The following is a 12,143-nucleotide window of genomic DNA, read 5'->3' on the forward strand; positions in this document are numbered from 1 at the left end:
TGAAGTCGTAACAAGGTATCCCTACCGGAAGGTGGGGATGGATCACCTCCTTTCTATGGAGTATCCGTTGGATACAAATAACGAACGAACCGAACAGGGTTCAGAAATTCGCTCTTTAGTTTTCAGGGAATGTGAACACCCTACTCCAACTGGAGTAGGGTGTTTTTTATTATGATTTATTAATTGAACGGTACTTTATGGAGATAGTGAGTGTAAGTCGATTGTTTTTGTGTGGTGAAAGAGCTAGGGGCTAGGGACTCCTACCTGGACAACTTGTTGAAAGGTAGGGCGATTCATCCATGTCATATTGGGTAGATCGATGGCCCCGAGTGTGCTTTGTTGAATGGTATCTTGATTGAGGTCATATACCCAGTTGTCCAGAGCGGGAGAGCCATATTGATTGGTTAGTTGATTGGATGTGTCGGAAAGTGCTTTCCAAAGGGAAGTGCGACAGGTAGTTAGATCCCCATTTCCACAATAGGTCCTATGCCAGGGATCCTTTACGTTCTCCTTTAGTACCTGACGCAAATCCTTGTGTAAGAAGGGGTAGTATCCGATTTGAAAGGAAGAACCAAGACGGTGGGTAGGAGAATCGTCGATCTTAGCATCGGATTCACCCGTTGCTACTAGCGGTGCTTGAATTCCCTTTAAAGGAGCAAATACTTCGTTTACCAAGTTGGCGAAGAAAGCATCTCCGATAGCAATCGCTGTGGCATCATCGTATTTGCCATCCTGTGGCGCGATATCTCGGCGATGGCCTCCATTTGTTACCCAGGAAGCTAATCGATCACGTATCGCTTGTAATTGGGGATTGCCATCAGGTGCTTTGTTGCCGAGAATCTTGAGGACATAGGGGTAGATTTCTTGCGCTTTGAAATCTGTTGTCCCTGCATCCATTGTGATATTAACAGCATCTGCACGCGTTAACTTTTTATTCTTAGCAAGCGCTTTTTTTAACCCCTTTTCTAAGAGGAGGGAGCGATAGACCGAGCCATAGTTGTAGTTGTTGTCACTGGCACGGAAGTTTGGCGCTTGTTTATTGTTCCAACTGATAATGTATCCGTTAGCTGGATTGATATCCTGGGGTTGTTTGTTTGGGGAGAGGAACTTACCTGTCCAGTCGTATTCTCCAGTTCCCCAACTAGGTAGATCAGGGTTGGTCCGGGGATCACGGATGGGCAGAAGTCCTGAGTGTTTATACGCGATGTCGTTCTTATTGATGTAAAACCAGTTGAAGGTGTAATCAATACTGTCTATTGCCTTAGAAAAAGCCTTGGCGCCACCTTTCATATACTCGGGGTCATTTAACTTTTTAAAACCAGAGGTACTACCGAGTTCATTGAGGTAGGTAGAACGTTGTTGGCTGATGGCGACGGGCTTATTTTTTACTGTTCCCCGAGCAATTACGGGACCGTATACACTTCGTTGTATCGTGGTGGAACGAGTGCCAATTTTGGACTTTGTAGATGTTTGCATTTTTTTGAATGCTTTTTGTGGTGTTGTGTGCTTCCATTTCTTTAACATCGCTTTAATATCCTTGGGTTGTTTTTTCTTGATTGTCTGAAGGGATTGATTGTGTGTGAAGCTTTCCATGGGTTTGCATTGCCCTTTGTATAGATAGTGATCCGATTGTAGTGTGGGTTCTTTCCCATCGGGTTCACATAGTTGAAGAATCCATTGATCGGTATTGTCCGCTTGAGAAGAGGTGGCTGACCAAGAAAAATCCTTTCCCCTACCCATCTGCATATACAGGTTGGACCCTGCAAAACCAACCCCACGAGCCTGCATACCTGGGCCATTCACATCCATCTCTACAAGGAGTTGTGGGTTAAAATAGCCAGTCTGGGGACCAAATACAGCGATAGGTTTACCTGCCTGGGTATGTTTACCACCGACCAACATCGCATTACTCATACTCTGAGGTGCTTGAAGATTAATTGGACCAAAGGGGCCATCGGCTACCATCTTCGGTTTTTTTAGTTGAGCGATGGTCTTGTTTGCTGTAGATGAGTCAAGGACCGCGGATGATTTTTGATCGGGTGATGGGTGATTGTTGTAGGGGAAGGAGCGGTTAGTTGTGACGGGTGCTTCACTATCATTGGAACTATGGAAGTCCTTCCAGATCTTCTTCCCTTCACTTTCGCCAAATTGATTTTGTAACTTGGCGAGAAAGTTTCCGCTTTCAACCTCTCCCCCGCCCCCCTTACCAAACATACCTCCTACAAAACTGGTGATCACTACAGAGTCTTCTGCTTTCCACTCCTGGGGTAGTTTAAACAATCCTAAGTATTCCACCGGAAGAAGAGACCAATTTAATTTTGCCTTGGAAATGTAGTCATTGATCCCGGCGGCATAGTTGTTCATATCTTCACAGATTTGCTTTCCTTCTTCCCCTTTAGCGCAAATCTCCTGCACTTGTTTCGTTAGATCCTCCTCTTTATAAGGAGAGTTTTTTAGTTGCTCCGCATCAAGTGCCTTATTTTGCTCCGTATCTCCCGCAAATTCGCTTAACTGGGCTCGTCCCAGGTGGCGAAGCAAGTCCATCAAAAATAAACGATCTTCAGCCGAGGCGTAACCGATTCCATAAAAGGTAGCCTCACGCGTTTTTCCTTCGATATGGGGAACGCCATAATTATCACGTTTGATGGTAAGGTCTTGGGTCGGGGAATAGGTTTTCTCGGGGTTTACAGGAGCGCCAAGTGAAGCGTCCTTGTAGTAGGTGGGTAAATCCTTATCTGTGATATCGGGGGATCGCTTGCCAAGGGAATCATACATGGTTGACTGATCATTATAATGCTTCGGGTATTTTTTAAAGAGCTTAGCACCGATAAAGTCTATAGGATTCATCAATCCTTGTTGGCCAGGAGGGAGAATATTATAAAAACCTTGATCCCCTGTCTCCTGGGCTTTACTGGGGATCGCTTGTACAGAAGTGAAAAGCATGGAGAGAGAAAGTGTGATAGTCAGTAGGATAGAAAGAGGATAGATCCATTTAATCTTCCTAGGATGCCCTTGAATCAGCCAGAGCCCTAGTAACAAGAAAGCATATACCCCCACAATGATTCCTGATACCAAAAGCATAGTGTCCCACCTCACTGTATATTTATTTCGAATATTCAATCGCATTATAGCACCTTCTTCAAAGATATGACAACCTAAAATAAGGGATAAATTTCAAGAGATTGCTATCATTATCTTTAAGTAGAAATACGTGTGTTAAATAACGTGTTTAAAGATCGATTGAGTTGATTTTATAGGGTAGGTAGATACTAGTAATTCAGAACACAAAAAAACGCCGGGATTTCCCGACGTTTTTGATGCTTTTTAAAGGTTATACAATACGTTTTCGGATCGCTCCTGAGATTGAATCGATTAGTGTTACCATGATAATGATTCCGAAAAGGATAATTCCTACTCGATCCCAATCGCGCGCGTTTAGGGCGAAAATCAATGGAGTCCCAATACCACCTGCACCAATCATTCCAAGGATCGAGGCAGCGCGGATATTAATCTCAAAGCGATAGAGTGCAAAAGAGATGAAGGCTGGAATTACTTGGGGGATCACGGCAAACCAGAGCACTTGGAAGCGAGAGGCTCCTGATGCAGTGAGTGCCTCAGTAGGGCCTAAATCAATTGTCTCGATCGCTTCGGAGTATAGCTTTCCAAGCATACCAATCGAGTGTATTCCAAGAGCTAACACGCCAGCAAATGATCCAGGTCCTACCGCTTTAATGAAGAGAAGGGCCAAGACAAGCTCAGGGAAGGTTCGAATGAAACTGAGGGAGAACTTTCCGGTGCCAGCTACTGGACGAAAGCGGTTCATGCTATTGGATGCCCAAAAAGCAAAGGGAATACAGAGTACAGCAGAGATAAACGTACCTAACACTGCGATGGATAAGGTATCTAATAAGCCGCGTAGCAGGTCTTCTCCATCAGGCAGATATACATAGTCCCAATCTGGGTGGAATAGACCAGAGAAGATCGACTTTATACCAGCAGTGTCCCGAATCTCAGCAACTGGGACACCGGAGAAGGCCCAGACATAGATCGCAATCACTACAGCAAAGATGATTATGCCCTTTAAACGTTTCTTTTTCGGGGGAGTTGGCAACGAGGTTTGGGTTTCAATATTCATATTCATAGCAATTGCTCCCGTACCTTGGTAGTAATGAAATCAATCAGAACCACGACGATCAGGGTGAGAAGAATGAGCATTGAGGTCTGTGCATATTGGAGAAGTTTCAATGTATGGTCGAACATGATACCAACACCACCTGCACCTACAAGACCCAGAATCGCTGCAGCTCGAACGTTGATTTCAAAGGAATAAAGGAAATAGGCAGCAAAGGGAGCCGCAATTTGTGGAATTACACCATAAGTGATCCACTGGGTTTTATTGGCCCCTACTGCAGTCATCGCTTCGAGTGGTCCATTATCGATGGCTTCCATCGATTCATAAGTGAGCTTAGCGATAATTCCAAACGAAAATAATGTCAGTGCAAAGATGCCAGGAATGAGGCCAATTCCAAAGATGGCAACGAAAATGGCAGCCAATAGCAGATCGGGAATCGTCCGTAGGAGGTTGAGTACGAAACGAGTAGGGATAGTTATGAATTTTGGAAATAGATTGTTTGCAGAAAATAAGGCACAAGGAAAAGCAAGTAATGCACCTAGTGTTGCACCAATGAGCGCCATTCGGATCGTATCCAGCATTGGTTTTATGATATCAGAAAAATACTGGATATCAGGTGGAACCATTTCAATCAAAAGATCCCCCATTTGAGGCAATCCATTGATCAATGTGGTTAAGGAAGCATCTGTACGGATTGCACTTCCCCAACAAAGTAATGCTAACAATAAGATCGTTAGCCCCGTTTTTGTCCGTTTTATGGGACGGTTGTTATCGGTGCTCATCCGGCAGTCTCTCCTAGGAGTTCGTCGTCCTTGATTTCACGACCGTAGATATTGGAGAATACATCATCAGTCGCTTCTTCTACGGGACCATCATAGACAAGCTCCCCAGCGCGAAGCCCTATGATACGAGTGGCATATTCCCGGGCAAGATCGATAAAGTGAAGGTTAACCACCATGGTTATCCCTAACTCTTGGTTGATCCGCTTTAGATCGTTCATAACTTGACGAGTTGTCATTGGATCAAGGGATGCAACAGGTTCATCAGCCAAAATAATTTTGGCTTCCTGGGCCAAAGCGCGAGCTATGGAAACGCGTTGTTGCTGTCCTCCAGAGAGTTGATCTGCACGGGTCCATGCTTTTTCAGTGATGCCTACACGTTGCAAAGCATTATAGGCTAATTGTTGATCTTCCTTCGGAAATAGGTTAAGTACGGTACGTAATGTGGAGTGATATCCAACACGCCCAGAGAGAACGTTGCGCATTACTGTAGAGCGACGAACAAGGTTGAAATTCTGGAAGATCATGCCCACATCACGGCGGATCGAACGTAGTTGTTGCCCTTTTGCGGAAGTGATCGAGCGATTGTCGATCTGGATGTCCCCTTCACTAATTTCGTGAAGGCGGTTGATCGAGCGGAGAAGAGTGGATTTTCCTGCACCAGAGCGGCCAACGATGACGATAAATTCTCCCTTCTCAAAGGAAAGGTTAATATTCTTTAGCCCGATTGTTCCGTTAGGATACACTTTGGATACATTTTGTATCTCAATCATAGCTTTCACCTACTCTTTACGGATTCAAAAAGAAAAAGAGATCGTTCCATGGATAATCCTCGAACGATCTCTTGAGACTTAACGAAAAGGTCTCAGTACTGGCCGACGGCTTTTTCGTAGTCGCGAACGGCGCCGAAGTTCTTATCGCTCGAGGGAATATAGCCTTCGTGCGTATAGATTTCTTTGATGATTTTATGGCCTTCTTTATTTTTACCGATTTTTATAAATGCCTGTTTGATTTTTTCTGCCCATTTCTTGTCGATGTCAGAGCGTACGCTGATGGTATCGTTAGGGATAGGCTTTGTACGGTGAATGACTTTGGTCTTGGAGAATACATCTTTGTAGTCCTTCGCTACAATATTACGAGCATCTCCAAAAACAGCAGCTGCATCTACTTCACCATTAAGTACAGCGATAAGGGCACGATCATGTCCCTTCATGGTAACGCCAGTAACATCCTTTTGTGGGTCGATGCCCGCTTTTTTCATCTCAACAGCAGGCCATACATAGCCAGCAGAAGAAGCAACGTCCTGCCAGGCCATTTTCTTACCTTTCAGATCTTTTAAAGTTTTGATTTTAGAGTCTTTTTTAGTGATGATATATGCTTCATAGCTATCTACAAGCTTGTCGGTAGGTTTACCGTTTTTAGGGTTTACACCAAAGCGTTGTGATTGGAGTAAAACGTTAGCAGCCTTTTTCTTATCATGGGCCATTACATAGGCGCTAGGCGGTAGGAAACCGACATCTACTTGCTTAGAAGCCATTGCTTCGATGATCGTGTTGTAGTCTGTGGAAACGCTTACCTTTACAGGAATGCCAAGTTCCTTCTTAAGAAGTTTTTCCAACGGTTTTGCTTTCGCCTCTAAGGTGTCAGCGGCTTGTGATGGTACAAACTGCACCTTTAGTTCCTTCGGCTTATAAGCCCCTGCTTTACCTGCATCAGAACCACAGCCTGCGAGTAGGCCTGCCACAAGTGCTACCGTTGCGCTAGTGGCGATAAAGCGTTTTAACATGACATTTCCCCCCAGATAAATTGTTCTAAGAGTACTACCATTTTACAATATACCATACAACCGTAATACTAGATATGAAGATCTGATATAATTTTCTAAGTGAAGGAGTGGGCTGGTAGAATAAGCTCTGTAGAAAGGTGCGGTGCGATTTGACTGTGGCGAAAAAATATCGTGAAATATCGATTCTTGAGACAAGTGATGTGCACGGCAATGTATTGCCGATTCATTATGCCAACAATCAAGAATATCAAGTGGGTTTAGCGAGGGTTGCTACTTTAATAGGTAAAGAGAGAGAAAAAAGTGAGGGTTTAATCTGGATTGACAATGGGGATCTAATTCAAGGAACGCCGCTTGCTTATCACAGCGCACGTTTTGGTCGTGATCGTATGAATCCGATGGTTAAAATGTTAAATCAGCTTCAGGTTGACGCAGCTATTCTTGGTAATCATGAGTTTAATTATGGCCCTGAAGTATTGGAACAGGTGGTGCAAGATTCCGAGTTTCCTTGGCTATCTGCTAATATCCTCGATAAACAATCTGGAGAACCTATTTTTGGTACTCCTTGGATGGTGAAGGATGTAGGAGACATCCGTGTAGGGATTCTTGGTTTGACCACGATCTTTATTCCACGATGGGAAAATCCTGCTCATATTGAAGGAATGAAATTTGTCGATGCTGTGGAGACAGCTAAGCGATGGGTTAAATTCCTCAAAGAAGAGCAACAAGTGGATCTAGTAGTAGTTTCTTACCATGGAGGGTTTGAGCGGGATTTGGAGACAGGTGAGCCGATAGAATCTCTCACAGGGGAGAATCAAGGGTGGCAATTGTGTGCTGAGGTACCTCAAATCGATGTATTGTTGACTGGACACCAACATCGTTTAATTGCAGGGATCGGTCCTAACGGTACAGCGGTTATTCAGCCAGGAAGTCAAGGAACCCACCTAGGTAAAGTAACGGTTCGTTTTGAAAAGGAGACGGATAGGTGGCAAGTCATTGCGAAACATCCAGAGCTCCTCTCTATTGAAGAGAGCGATGCGGATCAAGAAGTACTCTCCTTCGTACGCCCCTATGAGGAAGCGGTGCAGGAGTGGCTTGATCGCCCTATCGGAAAGATTGAAGGAGATATGCGGGTAACCGATCCTATGGAGACTCGTCTCAGGGCGAATCCACTGATTCAATTCTTCAATAATGTACAAATGGAGGCTTCTGGGGCACCCATCTCCAATACAGCCCTCTTTGACAATCATGCTCCTGGCTTAGGGAGCGATGTTACTGTGCGTGATGTAGTGGCAAACTATATCTATCCCAATACCCTTCGGGTCCTTCGCTTGACTGGACAAGACATTAAGGATGCCTTGGAAAGGACAGCCGACTATTTCCGACAGGATGAATACGGAGCACCCATCGTCAACCCTAAGTTTCTCTTCCCCAAGCCAGTCCATTACAACTATGATATGTGGACTGGTATTGACTATCGCTTAGATATCTCTCTTCCTCCTGGCCAGCGTGTCGTACATCTCACTTATAAAGGAGAGGAACTTGCGATGGGTGGAGAATATGAAGTCGTTATGAATAACTATCGTGCAAGTGGCGGAGGCGGTTATGAGATGTTCTCTGATCGCCCTATTGTCCGAGATATCCCTACAGAAGTCTCTGAACTCATTCTTGATTACATTCTAAAGAAGAAAGTTGTAAGGGCTAAAGTGGATAACAACTGGGCTGTGCTAGTAGATGGAAAGCCCGTGTAAGACACTAATAAAAAAGATAATGTCTTGAAAACGAAGTGGGCGCAGCTTTAAAAGCTTCGCTCATTTTATTTAAAAAAGGGGTTGATCAAGTTATAGATCCATGGTATATTATTTTTTGTCGCCGTAAGGTGATGTGCAAGAGATGCACCTTAATAATTTTGGCTTCCTGGGCCAAAGCGCGAGCTATGGAAACGCGTTGTTGCTGTCCTCCAGAGAGTTGATCTGCACGGGTCCATGCTTTTTCAGTGATGCCTACACGTTGCAAAGCATTATAGGCTAATTGTTGATCTTCCTTCGGAAATAGGTTAAGTACGGTACGTAATGTGGAGTGATATCCAACACGCCCAGAGAGAACGTTGCGCATTACTGTAGAGCGACGAACAAGGTTGAAATTCTGGAAGATCATGCCCACATCACGGCGGATCGAACGTAGTTGTTGCCCTTTTGCGGAAGTGATCGAGCGATTGTCGATCTGGATGTCCCCTTCACTAATTTCGTGAAGGCGGTTGATCGAGCGGAGAAGAGTGGATTTTCCTGCACCAGAGCGGCCAACGATGACGATAAATTCTCCCTTCTCAAAGGAAAGGTTAATATTCTTTAGCCCGATTGTTCCGTTAGGATACACTTTGGATACATTTTGTATCTCAATCATAGCTTTCACCTACTCTTTACGGATTCAAAAAGAAAAAGAGATCGTTCCATGGATAATCCTCGAACGATCTCTTGAGACTTAACGAAAAGGTCTCAGTACTGGCCGACGGCTTTTTCGTAGTCGCGAACGGCGCCGAAGTTCTTATCGCTCGAGGGAATATAGCCTTCGTGCGTATAGATTTCTTTGATGATTTTATGGCCTTCTTTATTTTTACCGATTTTTATAAATGCCTGTTTGATTTTTTCTGCCCATTTCTTGTCGATGTCAGAGCGTACGCTGATGGTATCGTTAGGGATAGGCTTTGTACGGTGAATGACTTTGGTCTTGGAGAATACATCTTTGTAGTCCTTCGCTACAATATTACGAGCATCTCCAAAAACAGCAGCTGCATCTACTTCACCATTAAGTACAGCGATAAGGGCACGATCATGTCCCTTCATGGTAACGCCAGTAACATCCTTTTGTGGGTCGATGCCCGCTTTTTTCATCTCAACAGCAGGCCATACATAGCCAGCAGAAGAAGCAACGTCCTGCCAGGCCATTTTCTTACCTTTCAGATCTTTTAAAGTTTTGATTTTAGAGTCTTTTTTAGTGATGATATATGCTTCATAGCTATCTACAAGCTTGTCGGTAGGTTTACCGTTTTTAGGGTTTACACCAAAGCGTTGTGATTGGAGTAAAACGTTAGCAGCCTTTTTCTTATCATGGGCCATTACATAGGCGCTAGGCGGTAGGAAACCGACATCTACTTGCTTAGAAGCCATTGCTTCGATGATCGTGTTGTAGTCTGTGGAAACGCTTACCTTTACAGGAATGCCAAGTTCCTTCTTAAGAAGTTTTTCCAACGGTTTTGCTTTCGCCTCTAAGGTGTCAGCGGCTTGTGATGGTACAAACTGCACCTTTAGTTCCTTCGGCTTATAAGCCCCTGCTTTACCTGCATCAGAACCACAGCCTGCGAGTAGGCCTGCCACAAGTGCTACCGTTGCGCTAGTGGCGATAAAGCGTTTTAACATGACATTTCCCCCCAGATAAATTGTTCTAAGAGTACTACCATTTTACAATATACCATACAACCGTAATACTAGATATGAAGATCTGATATAATTTTCTAAGTGAAGGAGTGGGCTGGTAGAATAAGCTCTGTAGAAAGGTGCGGTGCGATTTGACTGTGGCGAAAAAATATCGTGAAATATCGATTCTTGAGACAAGTGATGTGCACGGCAATGTATTGCCGATTCATTATGCCAACAATCAAGAATATCAAGTGGGTTTAGCGAGGGTTGCTACTTTAATAGGTAAAGAGAGAGAAAAAAGTGAGGGTTTAATCTGGATTGACAATGGGGATCTAATTCAAGGAACGCCGCTTGCTTATCACAGCGCACGTTTTGGTCGTGATCGTATGAATCCGATGGTTAAAATGTTAAATCAGCTTCAGGTTGACGCAGCTATTCTTGGTAATCATGAGTTTAATTATGGCCCTGAAGTATTGGAACAGGTGGTGCAAGATTCCGAGTTTCCTTGGCTATCTGCTAATATCCTCGATAAACAATCTGGAGAACCTATTTTTGGTACTCCTTGGATGGTGAAGGATGTAGGAGACATCCGTGTAGGGATTCTTGGTTTGACCACGATCTTTATTCCACGATGGGAAAATCCTGCTCATATTGAAGGAATGAAATTTGTCGATGCTGTGGAGACAGCTAAGCGATGGGTTAAATTCCTCAAAGAAGAGCAACAAGTGGATCTAGTAGTAGTTTCTTACCATGGAGGGTTTGAGCGGGATTTGGAGACAGGTGAGCCGATAGAATCTCTCACAGGGGAGAATCAAGGGTGGCAATTGTGTGCTGAGGTACCTCAAATCGATGTATTGTTGACTGGACACCAACATCGTTTAATTGCAGGGATCGGTCCTAACGGTACAGCGGTTATTCAGCCAGGAAGTCAAGGAACCCACCTAGGTAAAGTAACGGTTCGTTTTGAAAAGGAGACGGATAGGTGGCAAGTCATTGCGAAACATCCAGAGCTCCTCTCTATTGAAGAGAGCGATGCGGATCAAGAAGTACTCTCCTTCGTACGCCCCTATGAGGAAGCGGTGCAGGAGTGGCTTGATCGCCCTATCGGAAAGATTGAAGGAGATATGCGGGTAACCGATCCTATGGAGACTCGTCTCAGGGCGAATCCACTGATTCAATTCTTCAATAATGTACAAATGGAGGCTTCTGGGGCACCCATCTCCAATACAGCCCTCTTTGACAATCATGCTCCTGGCTTAGGGAGCGATGTTACTGTGCGTGATGTAGTGGCAAACTATATCTATCCCAATACCCTTCGGGTCCTTCGCTTGACTGGACAAGACATTAAGGATGCCTTGGAAAGGACAGCCGACTATTTCCGACAGGATGAATACGGAGCACCCATCGTCAACCCTAAGTTTCTCTTCCCCAAGCCAGTCCATTACAACTATGATATGTGGACTGGTATTGACTATCGCTTAGATATCTCTCTTCCTCCTGGCCAGCGTGTCGTACATCTCACTTATAAAGGAGAGGAACTTGCGATGGGTGGAGAATATGAAGTCGTTATGAATAACTATCGTGCAAGTGGCGGAGGCGGTTATGAGATGTTCTCTGATCGCCCTATTGTCCGAGATATCCCTACAGAAGTCTCTGAACTCATTCTTGATTACATTCTAAAGAAGAAAGTTGTAAGGGCTAAAGTGGATAACAACTGGGCTGTGCTAGTAGATGGAAAGCCCGTGTAAGACACTAATAAAAAAGATAATGTCTTGAAAACGAAGTGGGCGCAGCTTTAAAAGCTTCGCTCATTTTATTTAAAAAAGGGGTTGATCAAGTTATAGATCCATGGTATATTATTTTTTGTCGCCGTAAGGTGATGTGCAAGAGATGCACCTTGAAAACCGGATATGGAGTAAGCCAAGCAATCTTCATTATGTATGGAGATTTCACCGGAGTGAATGAAGGAGAAGTTAGTAAGGGCACACGGTGGATGCCTTGGCGCCAGGAGCCGAAGAAGGACGGGGCGAACA

Annotated in this window: 8 protein-coding genes, 1 rRNA gene and 1 pseudogene; 3 read left to right on the forward strand and 7 right to left on the reverse strand. The window is 44.4% G+C overall.

The window, feature by feature from the left end:
* Nucleotides 1-53: ribosomal RNA gene (locus tag BLV90_RS15555) — 16S ribosomal RNA — on the forward strand; the annotation flags it as partial.
* A gap of 190 nt (nucleotides 54-243) precedes the next feature.
* On the opposite strand, the gene BLV90_RS15560 is transcribed toward BLV90_RS15555, so the two are convergent.
* From BLV90_RS15560 to BLV90_RS15580, 5 genes are all read right to left on the reverse strand, one after another.
* Entirely contained in the window at nucleotides 244-3,081 is a 2,838-nt protein-coding gene (locus BLV90_RS15560) for a penicillin acylase family protein (protein ID WP_177168121.1), read from the reverse strand.
* A gap of 250 nt (nucleotides 3,082-3,331) precedes the next feature.
* Nucleotides 3,332-4,135: a phosphonate ABC transporter, permease protein PhnE gene (gene phnE, locus BLV90_RS15565; protein WP_091743017.1), complete on the reverse strand. Its 804-nt coding sequence runs from the start codon at nucleotides 4,133-4,135 to the stop codon at nucleotides 3,332-3,334.
* A gap of 2 nt (nucleotides 4,136-4,137) precedes the next feature.
* Nucleotides 4,138-4,914, reverse strand: a complete 777-nt coding sequence (gene phnE, locus BLV90_RS15570) for a phosphonate ABC transporter, permease protein PhnE (protein ID WP_091743012.1) — start codon at nucleotides 4,912-4,914, stop codon at nucleotides 4,138-4,140.
* The gene (phnC, locus tag BLV90_RS15575) at nucleotides 4,911-5,684 is read right to left on the reverse strand and encodes a phosphonate ABC transporter ATP-binding protein (RefSeq protein ID WP_091743014.1); all 774 of its coding nucleotides are present in this window, start codon (nucleotides 5,682-5,684) and stop codon (nucleotides 4,911-4,913) included. The genes phnE (BLV90_RS15570) and phnC overlap by 4 nt, the downstream gene beginning before the upstream one ends.
* 92 nt (nucleotides 5,685-5,776) lie before the next feature.
* Nucleotides 5,777-6,697 (reverse strand): phosphate/phosphite/phosphonate ABC transporter substrate-binding protein, encoded by a 921-nt coding sequence (locus BLV90_RS15580; protein ID WP_091743016.1) that lies wholly within the window; start codon nucleotides 6,695-6,697, stop codon nucleotides 5,777-5,779.
* A 149-nt stretch (nucleotides 6,698-6,846) separates the two neighbouring features.
* On the opposite strand from BLV90_RS15580, the gene BLV90_RS15585 reads away from it, so the two are divergent.
* Complete coding sequence (locus BLV90_RS15585) at nucleotides 6,847-8,445, forward strand: bifunctional metallophosphatase/5'-nucleotidase (protein WP_425433909.1); 1,599 nt, start codon at nucleotides 6,847-6,849, stop codon at nucleotides 8,443-8,445.
* A 151-nt stretch (nucleotides 8,446-8,596) separates the two neighbouring features.
* Here the strand turns inward: BLV90_RS15585 and BLV90_RS15590 are convergent.
* Both BLV90_RS15590 and BLV90_RS15595 read right to left on the reverse strand, forming a co-directional pair.
* Nucleotides 8,597-9,097, reverse strand: a pseudogene (locus BLV90_RS15590) (phosphonate ABC transporter ATP-binding protein); the annotation flags it as partial.
* A gap of 92 nt (nucleotides 9,098-9,189) precedes the next feature.
* Nucleotides 9,190-10,110, reverse strand: a complete 921-nt coding sequence (locus tag BLV90_RS15595) for a phosphate/phosphite/phosphonate ABC transporter substrate-binding protein (protein WP_091743016.1) — start codon at nucleotides 10,108-10,110, stop codon at nucleotides 9,190-9,192.
* 149 nt (nucleotides 10,111-10,259) lie between these two features.
* On the opposite strand from BLV90_RS15595, the gene BLV90_RS15600 reads away from it, so the two are divergent.
* A complete protein-coding gene (locus BLV90_RS15600) occupies nucleotides 10,260-11,858 on the forward strand; it encodes a bifunctional metallophosphatase/5'-nucleotidase (protein WP_425433909.1) in 1,599 nt (532 codons plus the stop codon).
* Nucleotides 11,859-12,143: the final 285 nt, after the last annotated feature.

It is taken from the genome of Marininema mesophilum (assembly GCF_900106775.1).
Taxonomy (GTDB): Bacteria; Bacillota; Bacilli; order Thermoactinomycetales; family DSM-45169; genus Marininema; species Marininema mesophilum.

What these genes read in the sequence shown, in the direction of transcription:
- BLV90_RS15560 (WP_177168121.1), bottom strand. Translation starts at nt 3,081, where the DNA reads ATGCTTTTGGTATCAGGAATCATTGTGGGGGTATATGCTTTCTTGTTA.
- phnE (WP_091743017.1), bottom strand. Translation starts at nt 4,135, where the DNA reads ATGAATATTGAAACCCAAACCTCGTTGCCAACTCCCCCGAAAAAGAAA.
- phnE (WP_091743012.1), bottom strand. Translation starts at nt 4,914, where the DNA reads ATGAGCACCGATAACAACCGTCCCATAAAACGGACAAAAACGGGGCTA.
- phnC (WP_091743014.1), bottom strand. Translation starts at nt 5,684, where the DNA reads ATGATTGAGATACAAAATGTATCCAAAGTGTATCCTAACGGAACAATC.
- BLV90_RS15580 (WP_091743016.1), bottom strand. Translation starts at nt 6,697, where the DNA reads ATGTTAAAACGCTTTATCGCCACTAGCGCAACGGTAGCACTTGTGGCA.
- BLV90_RS15595 (WP_091743016.1), bottom strand. Translation starts at nt 10,110, where the DNA reads ATGTTAAAACGCTTTATCGCCACTAGCGCAACGGTAGCACTTGTGGCA.